The 16,940-nt window shown below is 44.5% G+C and carries 19 protein-coding genes; 11 read left to right on the top strand and 8 right to left on the bottom strand.

Going from position 1 to position 16,940, the window contains the following annotated elements:
- Window position 1: 1 nt before the first annotated feature.
- The 3 genes from NST79_RS05445 to NST79_RS05435 all read right to left on the bottom strand — a co-directional run bounded on the left by NST79_RS05445 (window position 2) and on the right by NST79_RS05435 (window position 3,483).
- Window positions 2–1,228, bottom strand: coding sequence for an exonuclease SbcCD subunit D (locus NST79_RS05445; RefSeq protein ID WP_167408021.1), 1,227 nt, complete (start codon window positions 1,226–1,228; stop codon window positions 2–4).
- A gap of 106 nt (window positions 1,229–1,334) precedes the next feature.
- Window positions 1,335–2,594: an ABC transporter permease gene (locus NST79_RS05440; protein WP_003244912.1), complete on the bottom strand. Its 1,260-nt coding sequence runs from the start codon at window positions 2,592–2,594 to the stop codon at window positions 1,335–1,337.
- A complete protein-coding gene (locus NST79_RS05435) occupies window positions 2,587–3,483 on the bottom strand; it encodes an ABC transporter ATP-binding protein (protein WP_003233262.1) in 897 nt (298 codons plus the stop codon). Before NST79_RS05435 ends, NST79_RS05440 begins: the two co-directional genes overlap by 8 nt.
- A 126-nt stretch (window positions 3,484–3,609) precedes the next feature.
- Between NST79_RS05435 and NST79_RS05430 the strand changes: the two genes are divergently transcribed.
- Complete coding sequence (locus NST79_RS05430) at window positions 3,610–3,795, top strand: YhzD family protein (protein WP_003233264.1); 186 nt, start codon at window positions 3,610–3,612, stop codon at window positions 3,793–3,795.
- A 20-nt stretch (window positions 3,796–3,815) separates the two neighbouring features.
- Here NST79_RS05430 and NST79_RS05425 read toward each other — a convergent pair whose 3' ends face one another.
- Complete coding sequence (locus tag NST79_RS05425) at window positions 3,816–4,583, bottom strand: enoyl-CoA hydratase (RefSeq protein WP_003245167.1); 768 nt, start codon at window positions 4,581–4,583, stop codon at window positions 3,816–3,818.
- A gap of 164 nt (window positions 4,584–4,747) precedes the next feature.
- Here NST79_RS05425 and khtS point away from each other — a divergent pair, with 164 nt between their 5' ends.
- The 3 genes from khtS (at window position 4,748) to khtU (ending at window position 6,871) form a co-directional block, all read left to right on the top strand.
- Complete coding sequence (gene khtS / locus NST79_RS05420; RefSeq protein WP_010886463.1) at window positions 4,748–5,086, top strand: K(+)/H(+) antiporter modulator KhtS; 339 nt, start codon at window positions 4,748–4,750, stop codon at window positions 5,084–5,086.
- Between the two features lie 63 nt (window positions 5,087–5,149).
- Window positions 5,150–5,647, top strand: coding sequence for a K(+)/H(+) antiporter subunit KhtT (gene khtT, locus NST79_RS05415; protein ID WP_003233269.1), 498 nt, complete (start codon window positions 5,150–5,152; stop codon window positions 5,645–5,647).
- Between the two features lie 6 nt (window positions 5,648–5,653).
- Window positions 5,654–6,871 carry a K(+)/H(+) antiporter subunit KhtU gene (gene khtU / locus NST79_RS05410; RefSeq protein WP_038428703.1) on the top strand — a complete coding sequence of 406 codons (1,218 nt, stop codon included), beginning with the start codon at window positions 5,654–5,656 and terminating at the stop codon, window positions 6,869–6,871.
- Between the two features lie 17 nt (window positions 6,872–6,888).
- Here the strand turns inward: khtU and NST79_RS05405 are convergent, their stop codons facing one another.
- Window positions 6,889–8,394 (bottom strand): coproporphyrinogen III oxidase, encoded by a 1,506-nt coding sequence (locus NST79_RS05405; RefSeq protein ID WP_014476306.1) that lies wholly within the window; start codon window positions 8,392–8,394, stop codon window positions 6,889–6,891.
- 111 nt (window positions 8,395–8,505) lie between these two features.
- Window positions 8,506–9,372, bottom strand: a complete 867-nt coding sequence (locus NST79_RS05400) for a Cof-type HAD-IIB family hydrolase (protein ID WP_003233277.1) — start codon at window positions 9,370–9,372, stop codon at window positions 8,506–8,508.
- A 485-nt stretch (window positions 9,373–9,857) separates the two neighbouring features.
- Here NST79_RS05400 and NST79_RS05395 point away from each other — a divergent pair, with 485 nt between their 5' ends.
- Window positions 9,858–10,931: a DNA alkylation repair protein gene (locus NST79_RS05395; protein WP_212060137.1), complete on the top strand. Its 1,074-nt coding sequence runs from the start codon at window positions 9,858–9,860 to the stop codon at window positions 10,929–10,931.
- A 43-nt stretch (window positions 10,932–10,974) separates the two neighbouring features.
- Here the strand turns inward: NST79_RS05395 and NST79_RS05390 are convergent, their stop codons facing one another.
- Both NST79_RS05390 and NST79_RS05385 read right to left on the bottom strand, forming a co-directional pair.
- A complete protein-coding gene (locus NST79_RS05390; protein WP_003224239.1) occupies window positions 10,975–11,328 on the bottom strand; it encodes a YlbF family regulator in 354 nt (117 codons plus the stop codon).
- A gap of 92 nt (window positions 11,329–11,420) precedes the next feature.
- Complete coding sequence (locus NST79_RS05385) at window positions 11,421–12,554, bottom strand: DUF445 domain-containing protein (protein WP_212060139.1); 1,134 nt, start codon at window positions 12,552–12,554, stop codon at window positions 11,421–11,423.
- A gap of 266 nt (window positions 12,555–12,820) precedes the next feature.
- Here NST79_RS05385 and spaC point away from each other — a divergent pair, with 266 nt between their 5' ends.
- The 6 genes from spaC to NST79_RS05355 all read left to right on the top strand — a co-directional run bounded on the left by spaC (window position 12,821) and on the right by NST79_RS05355 (window position 16,929).
- Window positions 12,821–13,912 carry a spore coat associated protein SpaC gene (gene spaC, locus NST79_RS05380; RefSeq protein WP_003245845.1) on the top strand — a complete coding sequence of 364 codons (1,092 nt, stop codon included), beginning with the start codon at window positions 12,821–12,823 and terminating at the stop codon, window positions 13,910–13,912.
- Entirely contained in the window at window positions 13,902–15,263 is a 1,362-nt protein-coding gene (gene yheD, locus NST79_RS05375) for a spore coat associated protein YheD (RefSeq protein ID WP_003245015.1), read from the top strand. The genes spaC and yheD overlap by 11 nt, the downstream gene beginning before the upstream one ends.
- A 149-nt stretch (window positions 15,264–15,412) precedes the next feature.
- Complete coding sequence (locus tag NST79_RS05370; protein ID WP_010886462.1) at window positions 15,413–15,631, top strand: YheE family protein; 219 nt, start codon at window positions 15,413–15,415, stop codon at window positions 15,629–15,631.
- A 205-nt stretch (window positions 15,632–15,836) separates the two neighbouring features.
- Window positions 15,837–16,040, top strand: coding sequence for a beta type acid-soluble spore protein SspB (sspB, locus tag NST79_RS05365; RefSeq protein WP_003233287.1), 204 nt, complete (start codon window positions 15,837–15,839; stop codon window positions 16,038–16,040).
- Window positions 16,041–16,144: 104 nt separating this feature from the next.
- Entirely contained in the window at window positions 16,145–16,270 is a 126-nt protein-coding gene (locus NST79_RS05360) for a hypothetical protein (RefSeq protein ID WP_003245136.1), read from the top strand.
- 38 nt (window positions 16,271–16,308) lie between these two features.
- The gene (locus NST79_RS05355; RefSeq protein WP_212060141.1) at window positions 16,309–16,929 is read left to right on the top strand and encodes an SDR family oxidoreductase; all 621 of its coding nucleotides are present in this window, start codon (window positions 16,309–16,311) and stop codon (window positions 16,927–16,929) included.
- The last annotated feature ends 11 nt before the right edge of the window (window positions 16,930–16,940 follow it).

Here is a 16,940-nt window from a genome sequence, read left to right as displayed (position 1 = left end):
CTCATGTATCAAGCACCTTAAGCTGTCTTTTCAATAATATCTGTGCCTGCTCTTTTATTTCCTTTACCTCCTCTTGGCTAAACCGGTCCGCGTGCCTTCTATACACTGGATGCCGCTCAAGCCCTTCCAGCACGTCTGACAGATCGCTGCGATCAATGTCTTCAAATAAACCGCCAAAAAAAGGATCAAGGTTTGTTAGGTTTGCTTCGTTTTCTGTCTCATCGTCCAATCTAAGAGGCCAAACGAAATGTTCCTCTTCCGCTTCTTGTTCCTGAAGAGCTTCAAGAAACTCATCCAAGGTGCCTTTTGGCGCCTCCAGCAGCCATTCCGGCGCCGTTCCTTGTAAAACAAGCCTTACACAAACAGGGCACCCCTTTTTCCGCAGCTTCGAAAACGTGTTCTCCACCATTTGGAAGAGGGCGGTCATATTCTTTGCCTCCGTCACATCAACCGCCGCTTTTTCCCACAGGACATCGTGCGCTCTCTGAAATTCATAAGATATATCTCCGTTTGTCACATGAACGAGATAATAGCCTTTATCTCCCGTCTCCTTTATATGGCGTGCTTGCGTGTTTCCCGGGTAAATGACTGCCGGATGCTCGGCAGATAGAACCTGGCGTTTATGTATATGGCCAAGCGCCCAATAATCCATCCCGCTTTTCACGAGGTCGTCATGTGTAAACGGGCAATACGGATCGTGTCCTTCAGATCCTGACAGCGTGCCATGGAGCATGCCGATATGAAACGGTGCGTCAGTTGATCTCCGATAGCGGGCGGCTTGGTTTTCCGTCACTGCTCTGGCTTGATAGCTGAAGCCGTAAATGCTTGCTATGCGCCTGCCTTCTTTAAAAAACGATTTTTCTTCTGGAACAGCGGACGAAAAAATATGGACATTCTCAGGCCATTCAATCGGCGTCCACTCCCCGCCAAGATGATCGTGATTCCCAAAGATGACGTATACCGAAATTCCGCACTCTCTGAGTCTTTCAAACTGTTTTTTCAAAAAGAGCTGAGCCTTTAAGCTTCGATTGGCTTCATCAAACAGATCTCCCGCAAGCAAAATGAAATCAACGTGCTCTCTCACTGCGGCGTCTATCATATGTCTCACGCTTGCAAACGTGCTTTCTTTAATCCGGGCAAAAATCGGCTCCGGCAGATGCGATATCCCGTAAAACGGGCTGTCAAGATGAAGATCTGCCGCATGAATAAAGGTTAGATCAGTCAACATTCTGCTCCTTTCCAGGATGAAGTACCCTTATTTTAGCACCGAATTCTTGCGAATGCACGTTCTGTCAATAAAGAAACAGCCTGAGAATCCCCAGGCTGTTTTCCAATCAGTTTTTCGCTAAACGTAGCGCTTGTTTGATCGCTTTGAACGCGCTTGAATTGCCGTAAATTAATACACCGCCTTTATAAATTCTGGCGCCGATAACGGCCAGTATGACAATGGTGAGCAGTGTGATTCCGATTCCGACAGCCGCCTGCCAGAACGGAATATCAAGCATGCCGACGCGCAGGAACATAATCATTGGCGTAAAGAACGGAATAAACGAAGTTACCGTAATAAATCCTGCGTCAGGCGCATTCAAACCGAACATCGCGATCATAAAACCGGCGACAACCAAAAGCGTCATCGGCGTGATCGTTTGCTGCACGTCCTCTATTCTGCTGACGACACTGCCGAGAAACGCGGCAAGTGTCGCGTACAAAAAGTATCCGAGCAAAAAGAAAATGACAGCATAGATGACAGTGGTTGCAGATACGTCGGTCAAATTAAGGAATCCGCCGACAGATGAAGCCGTTTCGCTCTTTTGGTTCAGCTTAAGCGACAGAGAGCCGGCTCCTATAATAATAGCAAGCTGTGTGATCCCGACAAGCCCGATACCAAGCAGCTTTGCAAACATTTGCTGGATCGGCGGCATACTTGAGATCAGGATTTCCATAACTCGCGAAGATTTTTCGGTTGCGACCTCCATCGCTATCATGCTGGCATACATAATCACCGAGAAATAAATGACGAACAGCATAATGTAAACAAGCCCTACCGTCTGGCCAAGCTCTTCCTCAGACTTTGCCCCTTCTTTCAGCGCCTTCTGCCCCACAGTAACAGGCGCATAAAGGCTGCTAATCGTTTCCTGCGACACGCCGAGCTCCGCTGTTCCGACAGCTGTTTTGGTTTGCGTCAGCGCCTGCTGCAGTGTTTGATACGTGCTTTCATCAGAAATCGTTAACGCTTTATATGTTCCTGAAATGGTCCCTTTTTCATCTCGTTTGATGATGAGCATGCCATCGAGTGATTCATCTTTGACTTGCTTTGTGACCTCATCCTCCGATTGCTTCGACAGCTTCACATCAAGATCGCCGTCTGTATCCACCGCTTTCAGCTGCTTAGAAAAAACCGGATATAATTCGTTTGTTTCATCAACAACGGCGATTTTTTCTTTCGCATCGTCACCTTGAAACAAAGAAATGATCGACTCCAGATTCGTTACAACTAAAACAAGCAGCACCGTGATGACAGTCGAAATAATAAAGGATTTTGCCATAATCTTATTTTTGTATGTATGAGAAAGCATGATCCAAAATTTATTCATAGACGGCCCCCACCTTTTCTATAAAAATATCATGCAGTGACGGCTCTTCAAGCTCAAACTTTCTGATAAACCCTTTTCCTTGGAGCATCGCAAAAATCTCTTGAGAAATGTCTTCATTGGCAATCTGCAGCTTGACGCCGTCTGCCGTTTCCTTCCATTGAAGAATGCCTTCATGGGACTGCAAAAAGCGCAGATCGTCATCGGAGTGAATGGTAACATTCTTTTTACCGAAAGAACGCTTGATCTCCTTCAGCTTGCCTTGTACAACCGGTTTTCCTTTCTGCAATATGCAAAGGTTCTCACAAAGCTCCTCCACATGTTCCATCCGATGGCTTGAAAATAAAATAGAAACACCGCTGTTTTTCAGCGAGATCACGGCCTCTTTTAGCAGCTCAACATTGACAGGGTCCAAGCCGCTGAATGGTTCATCAAGAATCAGGAGCTCCGGCTTATGCAAAACTGCCGAAATGAATTGGATTTTCTGCTGATTCCCCTTCGAAAGCTCTTCCACCTTCTTATTCTCGTAATCTGTAATATTGAAGCGTTCAAGCCATGTCCCGAGCTCTTTTACAGCCTCTCGCTTCTCCATCCCTTTTAATCTGGCAAGATAGACGAGCTGATCCCTTACCTTCATTTTCGGATAAAGGCCCCGCTCTTCCGGCAAATAACCGATTTTGTTGCTGATATGATAATTCACAGGACGGCCCTTCCAGCTGATTGAGCCCTCCGTAATGCTTAATAATCCTAGGATCATGCGAAACGTTGTTGTTTTTCCCGCTCCGTTTGCGCCTAATAGACCGAACATTTGCTGTTCCGGAATATCTAAGTCCAATCCGTCAACGGCTTTATAATCTCCAAATGTCTTCGTTACGTGATCAATTGTAAGCACTGAATCTCCTCCTTCCCTGACCCATTATATACTAATTTTGGATAAAGCATAATAAAGGATTTTGATTTCCTTTTTAGAATATAAATGAAGAAAGACTGATAAACCTTAAAATGGAGGAGAAACCTGATGGCTGATTATTTCCTTACCGTATTTGATCCTTCGGGGAACACGCTGGTAAACGAGCAATTCGAGGCAGAACATGAAGAAGCGGCAAAAACGCATGGTGAAGCCCTCTTAAAAGAAAAAGAGCTTCATAGTCATACTCATCGTTTAGTCAATGCAGCCGGAAAGCTGATTTTGTTTCACAGATGATCAGCTTTCCGGCTGATCTGTTACGCTTGAAACTTCGGCTCCCGTTTTTCTAAAAAGGCACGGATTCCTTCTTGGTGATCCTTGGTCCTTCTCATTCTCTCTTGGGCGCTGCGCTCAAGGGATAGCACTTTTTTCAGTTCTTCAATTTGGAGGCTTTGAAAAATACCTTTCGTTTCGATCATCGCCAAAAGAGGGGAGGCCAACAGGGTTTCGATAATGGGTCTTGCGCCTTCGGCAGGGTCTCCGGCAAATGTCCCATCAAGAAGCCCCATATCGGCAGCTTCCGAGGCAGATAGTTTTTTTCCGCTCCAAATCAGTTTTTTCGCTTTTGCTTCACCGATTCTTTTCTTCAGCAAATAATGTCCTCCGCCGTCCGGAACAAGCCCAATGCCGATAAAATTCATCGCGAGAACGGCGTTTTTTTCAGCGAGCACAATGTCCGCACAAAGCGCCAAACTCAGGCCCAGTCCCGCAGCAGCACCATGAATGGCTGCAATTGTCACTTTCTTCATCTGATATAAATTCAGGGTGACAGCCTCAATCGTATCCATCAGCCGTTTAAATTGGTCAGGGTCATGCTCTGACGTCATCATCCTGATATCACCGCCGGCCGAAAAGCCTTTCCCGCTTCCTCTCAGGAGAACGATGAGCGCCTCGCTTGCAGCCGCCATTTCGACTGCCTCCTTCAATTCAGACAGCATCTGTTCATTCAGGGCGTGATGGGCATCAGGCCGATTCAGGATAATCTCTGCAACGGCCCCATTACATGCATATTGAACAAACTCCATTAAAAGCACCTCCATGTATGCGCTTACTTTTTTCTTTCTCCTATACATTCCCCGCCATCCCCAAATAAACCTTTTTATTTTTCAAGGTCAATAGATACTGAAAAATGCATATTGTTTGAATGGAAACATAAAGTTTTATATAGTGAAAAAGAAGGGATATCTTGATGAGAAGGGAGGAAAGGAACATGGATAAATTGCTGATCAGTTTTCTGTTAAGTTTATTTATGGTGTACTTTCCCCCTTCGGACGTGGTTCTGCCTTCCCAGTTTGAAGCAAGCACTGACAGCTATGTGCCTATGTCTTCATATCCGCAGGAAACACAATCGGCAAAAACGCCATCGCCGGGCAGCATGCACCCGGCTGAGCTGATCAAAGAGTACAGCCCGCTGGCACAGTCTGTCAGGCAGCTCTCTGTCAAACCACTTGACGAACCGCTGATAAACAGGCTGGAAAAGGCTTTGGCCGTCCCTGTCAAATACCAGTCTAACTACCTCCGAATATAATTTGCTCAAGTTTTATTTCTAACTCACCCCATACTGCCAACACTACATTCGGAGGGATTTTCATTGAATATTAAAGAAAACGATCTGCCGGGCATCGGCAAAAAGTTTGAAATCGAAACAAGAAGCCACGAAAAAATGACGATTATCATTCATGATGACGGAAGAAGGGAAATTTACCGGTTTAATGACCGGGACCCGGATGAGCTTCTTTCAAATATTTCATTGGATGATTCTGAAGCAAGGCAAATTGCAGCTATTCTTGGAGGCATGGTCTATAAACCGCAAGCTCTGGAGTCCATCGAAATGGCCTTCAGCGATCTTATTATTGAATGGTTTAAGGTCGAAAAAGGCGCCAAATCGATCGGGCGCACACTCGGAGAGCTTGATGTCCGCCAGAATTACGATGTCACTGTGATTGCCATTATCAAACACAACCAGGAAAAGCTCCTAAATCCCGGAGCCGATTCGATTATTGAAGAAAATGACACCCTTGTCCTCTCAGGTGAGAGAAAGCATCTGAAGAAACTGATTCACGATTTTCTTTCTGGAGAGGGCGTGTGAGCCCCGATGGACCATCTTGTATTTGAAGTCGGAACTGCACTTGTCCTTGTGGCAATCGCCAGTGTGATCGCCAATAAAATTAAATTTTCGATTATTCCGTTTCTGATTGTGCTGGGAATGCTTGTTGGACCGCACGCGCCGAAAATGGGGATTATTGATCTAACATTTATTCAAAGCAGTGAAATCATCGAGTTTTTCGGGCGAATGGGCGTACTGTTCCTCCTCTTCTATCTCGGACTCGAATTCTCTGTCGGGAAGTTAATCAAATCAGGAAAATCAATCGCGGTCGGCGGGACGATTTATATTTTGATTAACTTCAGCCTCGGACTGCTTTACGGGTTTATCACCGGATTTTCCTTTCTGGAAGTCCTCATCCTCGCAGGCGTGATCACAATCTCGTCAAGTGCGATTGTCGCAAAAGTGCTCGTTGATTTAAAAAGAACCGCCAATCCGGAAACCGAATTGATTCTCGGCATCATCATGTTTGAAGATATTTTCCTTGCCGTATATCTGTCCGTTGTTTCCGGGCTTGTGCTAGGTGATGCGACATCCGTAGGGAGTGCACTCTTGTCCATTTTGATCGCCTTCGGTTATATGCTGCTGTTTTTTATCGCAGCAAGAAAACTCCCACCGCTGTTGAACAAACTGTTGGACATTCGCTCAAACGAAGTGTTTATTATCGTCATTTTCGCAGCACTCTTTTTTATCGCCGGGTTTTCAGAGACGATTCATGTAGCAGAAGCAATCGGCGCGCTGCTGCTCGGTTTGGTCTTTTCAGAAACAGAGCATTCCGATAGGATTGAACACCTCGTTGTTCCGTTTCGCGACTTCTTCGGTGCGATGTTCTTTTTCAGCTTCGGCCTCAGCATCGATCCGTTTTCGCTTGGTGAAGCGGTTTGGCTTGCGTTGGGTGCAGTGATTTTGACCATTCTGGGAAATTTTATCGCCGGAATGGTGGCAGGACGACGCGCAGGGCTTTCTCATAAGGCTTCATCGAATATCGGGCTGACGATCGTATCGCGGGGAGAATTTTCGATTATCGTTGCGAATCTCGGGATAGCCGGCGGACTGTCGGCCACATTAAAGCCGTTTGCCGCATTATATGTCCTCATTCTGGCGATTTTGGGACCGCTTGTCACAAAGGAATCAAAACGAATTTACCGCTTGCTGAACAAGGTATTTAAATGGAAGCCTGAGGTTCAGCCCGCAAAAAAACAGGGATAAAAAAAGCAGCACTGTAATCAGTGCTGCTTTGTCGTTTTTTCAAAAATCTGCTCTAAATATTTGATTTTTTCGTCCGTGTAGTGCTCGAAGCGCTCATTGTACGATTTCGGATCTTTCGGATTCGCAAAATGCGTGATTTTCCCTGTATCCCGATCAATAAATTTACTAGCAGCGCCGCAGCCGATTCCGATAATCGTCTGGACCTCTTCCATAATCATAATGTTGTAGATGCTTTCTTGTCCCGGCAAAGAGTATCCGACGTTTTCAAGGTTTCCAAGAATGTTTTTCTGGCGGTATAAATAATAAGGCACGTACCCATGCTCTTTCGTCCAGGCTACCGCGTCTTCCATCATTTGAGAAACCTCTTCCCTGCCGGCAACTTTGTACTTATGCTTGTTTCTCGTCATTTCTGACGCCCGTTTAAATGAAAGAGTATGAACGGTAAGGGATTCCGGCATCAGTTTTTCTGTTTCTGAAAGACTGTGCCTGAACTCCTTCACGCCTTCCCCAGGCAAACCAATAATCAAGTCCATGTTGATATTATTCATGCCGTGCTGGCGTGACAGATGATATTTCTCAATGGTCTCTTCAACCGTATGGTGCCGCCCGATCGCCTTTAGCGTTTCGTTTTCGTAGGATTGCGGATTGATGCTGATCCGATCAATGTCATATTTGTTTAAAACGGCGAGTTTTTCTTCTGTAATCGTGTCAGGACGACCGGCCTCCACCGTAATCTCACGAATGTTTTTCACATCCGGGAAGGAGCGGACCATTTCTTCATACAGCAGATCCATCTCCTCCGCTGTAATGCTTGTCGGCGTCCCGCCGCCAAAGTAAATGGTTGTAACCTTAACATCATGCTCCTTCAGCCATTCACCGATTTTCTGCATTTCGTAATGCAGTCCCCATAGGAATGAGCCGACTCTGCCCGCCTGTCCTTGGATAGCGTACGCAGGGAATGTGCAATACGCGCATTTTGTCGGGCAGAACGGAATGCCGATATAAATGCTGACTTCATCCTTTACTCGGTACAAATCCGGCACTGCCGCCAGCTGACGGTCAACAATTTCCTGCATTAGCATGATTTTTTCATCATGAATTAAATAGTCTTTTTTCAACTCAGCATGCGCTTGCTCCTTGGACATTCCGCTTTGCAGTTTTTTATGAAGCAGCTTTGTGGGCCGGATTCCTGTGAGGATTCCCCACTTCTGCGTAATGCCCGTATGCGCCTGAAGAAGATTGAGATACACATAAGAAATTGTGTTTTTCACTTGCTTAAAAGCTTCTTTTTCAGTCATGCCGGGAGAAAAAATTTTTGTATGCTGTTCCTTTATGCCAGTTCCCTTCACTTCTCCCGAAACCGTCACATGCTCATCCGTTTGTGACAACGCTAAAGAAATGACAAAATCTGCGGGCTCCTCTCCGCCATACGCAAGCTCGCACTCTTCATAAAACAAATTTGCAATATTTTGCAGAGGCCGATGCAGGCGGTCATCATGTATGCCTTCTATTTTAATTTGCAACTTCATCACCTAATTTATCAGATTCAAAACTTTCTTTAGTGTACAGAAATAAACTGCTAAAATCAATCCGGCAAAAAAGCCGCCGCACCTGTCAGGGTGCGAGCGGCTTTTTTACACACGTTTCATGTGGAACTTATCAAGAAATCCTTTTCGCTGCTGCATTCGGAAATATTCCTTCATCATATAAGCGACACCTTGCTCGTCATTGGACCTTGTAACCCAATCTGCCTTTCTCTTAATTTCCGGAACGGCATTCCCCATCGCTACCCCAAGACCGGCAAGTTCGATCATCGGCAGATCGTCATACTGATGCCCAATGGCCACGACATCATCCATACTCAGGCCCAGCTCTGAAGCGACGAGGGCCAAACCCGCTTCCTTCGAGACACCTTTCGGGACGATATTCAGCTTCTCATCGTTTACGCGAATCACATCCACTGCAGGGAAGGCTTTTGTAATCGTTTCTGTAATGTCATGCTGAATGTCGTGCTCCGTGTACACCTCGATGACGGGTGCACTCACCGGCTCATCCATGAGGAGATCGCTTAATGATTCAACGAACTGGACTGGATAAAAGATCGGGTCAGACGGATGAATGAGTGCTTTACCCAATAAATTCGAATTCACCTTTTTCTTGTTTCCGATGGAATACTTTTCGTGAAGAAGCCGAATATTACATTGATAGCTCTCCAGCACTTGAACAATGTTAAAGGTATGATCATCAGAAATTCTTTTTTCAAAAAACGGGGCGTCAATTTTCTCAGCGATATATGCCCCGCTATGGGTGATCAGCTTGGCATCAAGCTTTAGCGATTTCGCTATTTTCTGTGCTGAGCGAAAATGACGGTTGGTCACAAGTGTGACGTAAATCCCTTTTTTCTTTACATATTCAATCGCGTCTTTCGTTGCCTGATGAATCTTCCCGTTCGACCGAAGCAGCGCTCCATCTATATTTAAGGCAAGCAATTGTTTTGACACAGAGATGTCCCCCTCCTTGATGACTGTACTTGTGTATAGGATATGACCCTGTCTCTGTGTTTAGAACAACCTTTTCTTAAAGCAAAAAAAGCCTGGCTCAGCAGACTTTATGTATGGCTTGTTGATAGGATACGATCGAAGCAGCCATTCTCCCTAATATCGTTATTTCGATTTACGAAAAATCATGTATCAGGAACCCCTTGTTTGACCAATGATGCGCTCCGAACACTTACTCTCTGTTGCTTATCCCCTCTATATAACGGCATGATATGCGACCGTATCCATTTGAAATAGGTAAGTGTAGGCGCTTTCAATGTTATTATCTCAGTTTTCCTTTCCGATGACAAGGGTTTTTTTAACTAAAAAAAGTAACCAACTTTTGTATATCCGTGGTAGGATCAGTTGTTAATTTTTAGGACTATACACTTGATCCAGAACGTACATTCCCATACAATATAAATAATAAACGAAAAAGCGGTGTTTATATGGCTGATTTAAAAGAAATATATAATGAAGAACTGATATCTCAGTTGATCCATCATGTAAGGTCATCCTATCCTGATTTTAACAAAAACAGATTCTTGGATACATTACGGCTGGAGGACTGGCCTGAACTCACTTTAAAAGAGCGGATGCGCCGCATGACAGTTTCTTTATACGAAACTTTGCCAAAGCAATACGTTGAAGCGCTCGCAATTTTACGGGATACAGCCCCTCATTTTAAAGGACTCAGCGGAATTTTATTTCCAGATTATGTGGAACAGTACGGGTTAGCGCATTGGGAAGAATCAATAAAGGCATTGGAATACTTTACGCAATATTCGACCTCAGAATTTGCTGTAAGGCCTTTTTTGCTGTTAGATCAAGAAAAGATGGTTGCACAATTGCTTGCATGGTCTGAGCATAAAAATGAACACGTGAGAAGACTTGCGAGCGAAGGCAGCAGGCCCCGCCTGCCATGGGGAAAATCGATACCGGCTTTGAAATCGGACCCTTCCCCCGTATTGCCGATCCTTGACAAGCTAATGCAGGACGAATCCTTATATGTAAGAAAAAGCGTGGCCAACAACCTTAATGATATATCAAAAACGCATCCTCATTTACTGAGAAAAGTCGCAGATCAATGGTACGGAACACATCCCCATACAGACTGGATTATCAAACACGCCTATCGGACCTTATTAAAAAAGGGTGATAAACAGGCCTTAGCGCTTTTTGGTTATGAAAATGCTGATTCGATACAACTACATGATTTAACATGCCAGCCCAAACGTATAGTTATTGGCGAAAGCCTTGAATTTTCTTTCTATATTCATTCAGACAGGGATCAAAAAGTAAGAATTGAGTACGCAATTGATTTTGTAAAAGCAAGAGGCCAGCGTCATCAGAAAGTATTTAAAATAACAGAAACAAATATACGAAAAAACGAAACGAAGTCATACACAAGAATCCAATCCTTTAAGGATTTAACCACCAGAAAGCATTACAAAGGAATTCATACATTATCAGTCATCATCAATGGAAAGGTAAAAGATTCATTGGATTTCCAAGTTTGCTGAGTGAATAAAAAATCCCTTCTTATCCAAGAAGGGATTTTGCTTATTAGCCTTCAACACTGCCGTAAAGCTCTTCTAAAGGCTTCATAATGATTTTGTTCAATTCACCAATCAGCATGCTCATGCGCTGCTCCGCTTCCATCAGCTGAGAAATTTTTTCGTGCTGCTGTACAAGCGCAACTGTTTTTTGAGCCTGCGTCACTTCTTCTTGTGTAATCTCTTCTCCTGCCATTTGTTTTTGCTGGAGTCTAAGCTGTACATCACGGAAGTTTTCGAACATGCGCTTCGCTGATTCATCTGCGTTAACTTCGTCGTAAAGGTTTTTTAAACGGGTGAACTCTTCGCTCCCACGTAATGCATTTTCCAGATCATACGCTACATCATAAAAATTAACAGCCATTGTAAATAGCTCCTTTCATCATTGCCGTTTGACATACCACTCCACTATAACAGACTATGGAGCTCCTTTCATTAATCAAAACCCATTTCTTCTTAAAAAAGGATGACAAACAATGCTTGAATCGCGCCTATAATTCCGCCGAGAAGGCCCCCCAAATAGGTAATCATTTTAAATTCTTTTTTTGAAATGGACAGCACCATTTCTTCAAGACGCTCCACCGGGAACTGATCCACCTGCTCCTTGACGATTTCCTCAAGACGCAACCGTTTTAAGACACTTTCAAGGTTGGACGAAATCCCTTCAAGCAATTTGTCTAACAGTGTCGGCAGCATTTGCTGGGTCAGCTCAGATTCATAGCGGACGGTAAGCGTGCCAATCGTATTGTCGAAGAAAGGGGCAGTCGAAAATGCTTGCAGCACTCTTCGTTTCAAACTGAAAATGAGCGCCTTTGCATTCCATTTTTCATCTGCTTCATTAAACGTATACTCCCTCAGCTTGCCCCATTCGTTTTTTAAGAGATCAGAAAGCAATTTATTTGTTTCCTCATTGCGCAAGAATTTCAGCAGCTCCGGCAGCACGCGATCCGCAAGGCTTGAATTGCCAAGAAACATTTGCACCATGCTTCCAAGCATGCCGCGCTCTTTTAAAAAGTCATCAATCATATTGCCAAGACGGATTTTTCCTTCATCACTTTCAAAATAACGGACACTCCGTGACAATATATATCCTGAAATCATCGGAATCTTTTCTTCAAGCTTTTCCTGCACCTCTATAGGCACCAGCTCTTTTAACGATTGGTGCCCGTATTGGCGGAAAAGCTCATTCAGCTTATCATCGGTCCAGCTGCTGATCCATGCATCAGCAGCTTTTTCGGGGCGCTTCATCCCGGCTTTTTCAAGCGCTTCTTTTACTGTCACTTCAGAAAGTGACAGCTTTTGAATCAGCTGTTCCCCCACTCGAAGAGCCTGCGTTTTGGCTGCATCAGAGACGAGCCGCTTTTTAATGCCTTCAGGGGTTAAGAGATGATTGACTACCATCAGTCCCATTTGTTTTGCAAGTTCATCTCGCCGTCTTGGAATCAGCCCGGGCGTAAAAGGAACTCGTTTCCCAAACAAATAGTACACTTTATACGGCCTAAACAGCATTTGAATTGCTAAATGATTGGTCACCGCTCCAATGGCAGCGCCGATCACGATCATAAAAATAAAGGTTCCTGCAATACCCATTCCTATTCATCTTCCTCCATCTGTGCTTCAGCTTTTTTCATATAGATTATGTACCTATACGTATTATAGAGGCTCATGCAATCACTTAGCAAACGAGGAGACAAATTCCTGTTCTTAGAAAATCAGCTTGTTCTTTTGGAATAGGGCAAGGTGGAGAATCGTATTCTGTAAAGTAGAATACCGTCAGCTACGTTCGTCTTACATGTATTTAGTGTAAAGCTGCGGACACCCGCCGGCAGCTTTTGAATAAAAGGGGGAGTCTCACCATGATAACACTCGGTTTTATGTCCTTATCCCGCCAGCATGAAGCGGATTATTCCGCAGAACTGGCCAAAAGAGCACCCGAATTCGGCATACGTTTCATCCGGTTTACACCATTTGATATTTCACCTGACACTTTGCGTGTCAAAGCATCGGTCTATCATTCGGCCAGCAGCACATGGAACGAAACTGAAATGGCGATTCCAGATTATATTTATGATCGCTGTTTTTACGGCAAGGATTCACATTCCCAAAAAGCAAAACCAATCGTTGAGTGGCTCAAAAAATATCCGAAAACGGAATTTATCGGGCGGGGTCTTCCCGATAAGTGGACCGTCCTTCACGATTTGCAGCAGCACTCTGTAATCAATCCCTATATTCCCGAAACGATAAAGGTGAGCCGCTACGAACAAATTCACTCCTTTTTATCCAAAGAAAAAGCCTGCATCCTTAAACCGGCATTCGGCGCGGGAGGCAGAGGCGTGATTCTTTTGAAGCTGGGCAAAAAAAACATCACAGCTACTTATCACATCGGAAAGGATAAGCAGACAAAAACGTTTTCCAACCAGACTTCTTTTAAGACATGGTGCAAAAAAGTGCTTCAGCATCAATATTTGCTTCAGCCTTACTTAAACATTCAAGATAAGGAACAATACCCTTGTGATATTCGTCTGTTTATGGAAAAAAACGAAGCAGGTGAATGGAATACAGTCGGAAAGGCAGTAAGACGCGGATACAAACACGGGCTGCTCGCCAATTTGTCAGGCGGATCTGATGCGCTGACATTTGACTCCTGGTTTGAAGATATACCGAAAAAACAGCAAGTGGTTTTACTAGATGATGTGTTTTCGATTACCCAATCAGTTCCGTATTATCTTGACGAGCGCTACGGGCCGTTGTTTGAACTCGGTCTTGATATATGTCTTGCTAAGGACGGGAGAATTTGGATTTTAGATATCAATTCCAAACCAGGCAGAAAGTCAATCCTGCGTGTCTCTCCCGAGCAAAAAGAACAGCTGTACACTTGTCCCCTAAAGCGCTGCCAATATCTGTTTTCTGAGCAAAGCCAGAAAGGAGTTCTTCCGCGTGAATCCTAAACGGTTTTTGATCGGCATAGACAAAACCAGTGAAAACACCCTGTTTCTGCCCTCTTCGCTGAAGCAAGACGGACTTTTGCATGCCGCATTCGGAACGAAGGTTGTCAGATGCCACGTTGCTTACAGACGGCATCTGGAACAAACCGTGCTTCTCTCTGAAAATCTGTTTCATGAGCTTTTGCTTCCCCACCGAAGCAGGGCAGATATACTGATTCATGATCATACAGTGCATATCGGGCCGTTAGTCGGCATCTTTACGGCAGGGTTTACTGTATCTCTTGAACGCCCATTTAAGGATCGTTCCCTCTTTTTTTCTAAGCTTGTCACGTTACACGAGCAAGCCGGGGGCTACTGCTTCGTTTTTGGCGCGCACCAAATCAATTGGGAGGAAGGCACGATTGAAGGCCTCCTTTACAGGGAAAACGGCTGGGAGAAAAAAATCGTTCCATTGCCGAACGTCGTTTATGACCGTTTGCCGAACCGAAAAATTGAAGATTCACTTCTCTTGCAACATACAAAAAAGAGGCTGATCGATGAATATCAGATCCCATGGTTTAATAAAACGTTTTTCAATAAATGGAACGTTCATCAATTGCTCGAAAAAGATCCAAGAACGGCACCCTTTTTGCCTAGATCCGAGCTGACACCGTCTGTGGAGCTGATTGATGAGCTCTGTGGCGCATACAAAAAAGTCTATATCAAACCGGCAAATGGAGCACTCGGCACCGGCATTTATCAGCTGACAAGAACAGATGGCGGCCTGACGGTAAAGCATACGAATGACGCCAAAACTTTTACATCAATTGATTATTCCGATGCCGCCTCATTCCTTGCAGAATTTCAAAAACATCACAACCCGTCCGACTTTCTCATTCAGCAAGGTGTTGATCTCATCGAATTTCAAGGCAAACCAGCGGATTTCCGTGTCCATACCAATAAAAACAGAAAAGGAAAATGGACAGTGACAGCAATCGCCGTAAAAATTTCCGGAAAGAACAGCATTACAACACATCTTTCTAACGGCGGCACTGTAAAGACACTTGCGGAAGTATACGATGATCCCGCTGAAAGAGTTGAGGTCATTAAAAAGCTTTCTGCAGCGGCACTGACTGCAAGCCATGTCCTTCATGATCATATCGAGGGATTTATCGGGGAGATTGGTTTCGATTTTGGCATTGATCAGAACGGTAAAGTATGGATGTTTGAAGCGAATTCGCGCCCGGGCCGAAGCATTTTTTCTCATCCAAATTTGCATCATGTTGATTCTCTTACAAAACGAAGAAGTTTTGAATACGCGTCATATTTATCTGAGAAGGCAATCACATCTCCTGAAGCATTGTGGCCTTCGTAACCTGTCCGCTTTTTTAATAAAGCGGGCTTATCTTTATCCAAAGCTGGGACAAACTGCATATTTAGGCCTCTTCAATGATGTTCTGAAACAATGATACAATGAACATAAGCCGTTTTTATTTAGGTCAATTGATACCAAATGTAAGGAGCGTGGCCGTAATGATTTCTCATTTCAGCTGGAAACCTTTGTTCCCAAAAGAAAAGCTGCCCGGATGGAAAATTTCATTTTATTATAAAGGGACCCATTATGAAGGCATCTATCATAAGAGCGGTGAAATTGAATGGGGAGACTTGTTTCCCGCCCGCGCTGACGAGCCTGCTCTTACAAATGAGATACATGAACTGATGCTTTTTCATATTTATGACTAGCTTAGCCTAAACGGCTAAGCTTTTTTTATTTCTCAAGATTTACCACACAATTCTCCGCATGAGTTTCCGGCCATTTTAACATAATACTAGTAACAAGCCGGCAAGCATTGGGTTACGCCGAGGGGCAGTGACACCCGAGAAGGGTCCACAGACTGGTGCAACTCCAGTTAACCCAACCATACTAAATAAAAAGGAGATTTTACACATGGCTAACCAAAACTCTTCAAATGACTTACTAGTTCCTGGCGCAGCTCAGGCTATCGATCAAATGAAACTTGAAATCGCTTCTGAATTCGGCGTTAACCTTGGAGCGGACACAACTTCTCGCGCTAACGGTTCTGTCGGAGGAGAAATCACAAAACGTTTAGTATCTTTCGCTCAGCAGCAAATGGGCGGCAGAGTTCAATAACAATTCAATATATGGCTATAGAGGGCGCGGTTTCCGCGCTCTCTTTATTTTGTCACCCTTTTTTCCTGCTCCACATATCCTAGAAAAAAAGGGAGGGAATCGGGGTGTCATTCATCACCATTGTGAATTGGGAGCTGGTTCAATTCGTAAGTGTATCCATGATTCATGAATATGTTTCCCATCGTTCTGTTTATTTGTACAGGTATTCTTTCCCGCGCTGTTCAAACTGAGAACATCCTTTTATAATGAAAGGCGAGGAGGTTTTTTAATGAAAATCGCTTTATTAGGAGCCAGCGGCCGCGTCGGACAAGCCTTTTTAACACAAGCTGCAGCAGATGAAAGATTTGATATTTTCGCTCTGATCAGATCTCAACATGCTGATCTTCCCCTTTCAAAAGACAGAACCGTCATGGGGAACGCCCGCCGCTTAGAAGATGTGAAAAAAATAATGGAGAATGCTGAAATCGTGATCAGCTGTCTAGGCACAGATGGTGATGATACCTTGTCAACTGCTATGGCACACATTCTCTCCGTTATGGAGGAACAGCATATCAAACGGCTTATTACGATCGGCACCGCAGGGATCCTAGATTCCCGATATGAACCGGGAAAATACCGGTTTGAAACAAATGAATCGAAACGAAAGCAGACCCGCGCAGCCAAGGAGCATGCAAAAGTATACGAAATGCTTAAAGAATCATCATTAGACTGGATAATCATCTGCCCCACTTACCTCCCGGACGGAACAGCAACCGGCGTTTATCGTACGGAGCGTAACGTTTTGCCTGAGGGCGGCACAAGCATTTCGGTCGGCGATACTGCGGACTTTTTATATCGTGAGCTCGTTACAGGTGAGTATGTCGGAAACCGTGTCGGACTGGCTTATTGACTACATAAACC

This window comes from Bacillus sp. PS196 (genome assembly GCF_037963555.1).
In the GTDB taxonomy this organism is placed as follows: Bacteria; Bacillota; Bacilli; order Bacillales; family Bacillaceae; genus Bacillus; species Bacillus subtilis.
Note: the sequence above shows the minus strand (reverse complement) of the source record. Positions and strands in the feature narration are given on the sequence as shown.

Coding starts and splice junctions, on each gene's coding strand:
- NST79_RS05445 (WP_167408021.1), bottom strand. CDS start 1,228: ATGTTGACTGATCTAACCTTTATTCATGCGGCAGATCTTCATCTTGAC.
- NST79_RS05440 (WP_003244912.1), bottom strand. CDS start 2,594: ATGAATAAATTTTGGATCATGCTTTCTCATACATACAAAAATAAGATT.
- NST79_RS05430 (WP_003233264.1), top strand. CDS start 3,610: ATGGCTGATTATTTCCTTACCGTATTTGATCCTTCGGGGAACACGCTG.
- NST79_RS05425 (WP_003245167.1), bottom strand. CDS start 4,583: ATGGAGTTTGTTCAATATGCATGTAATGGGGCCGTTGCAGAGATTATC.
- khtS (WP_010886463.1), top strand. CDS start 4,748: ATGAGAAGGGAGGAAAGGAACATGGATAAATTGCTGATCAGTTTTCTG.
- khtU (WP_038428703.1), top strand. CDS start 5,654: ATGGACCATCTTGTATTTGAAGTCGGAACTGCACTTGTCCTTGTGGCA.
- NST79_RS05395 (WP_212060137.1), top strand. CDS start 9,858: ATGGCTGATTTAAAAGAAATATATAATGAAGAACTGATATCTCAGTTG.
- NST79_RS05390 (WP_003224239.1), bottom strand. CDS start 11,328: ATGGCTGTTAATTTTTATGATGTAGCGTATGATCTGGAAAATGCATTA.
- NST79_RS05385 (WP_212060139.1), bottom strand. CDS start 12,554: ATGGGTATTGCAGGAACCTTTATTTTTATGATCGTGATCGGCGCTGCC.
- spaC (WP_003245845.1), top strand. CDS start 12,821: ATGATAACACTCGGTTTTATGTCCTTATCCCGCCAGCATGAAGCGGAT.
- sspB (WP_003233287.1), top strand. CDS start 15,837: ATGGCTAACCAAAACTCTTCAAATGACTTACTAGTTCCTGGCGCAGCT.
- NST79_RS05355 (WP_212060141.1), top strand. CDS start 16,309: ATGAAAATCGCTTTATTAGGAGCCAGCGGCCGCGTCGGACAAGCCTTT.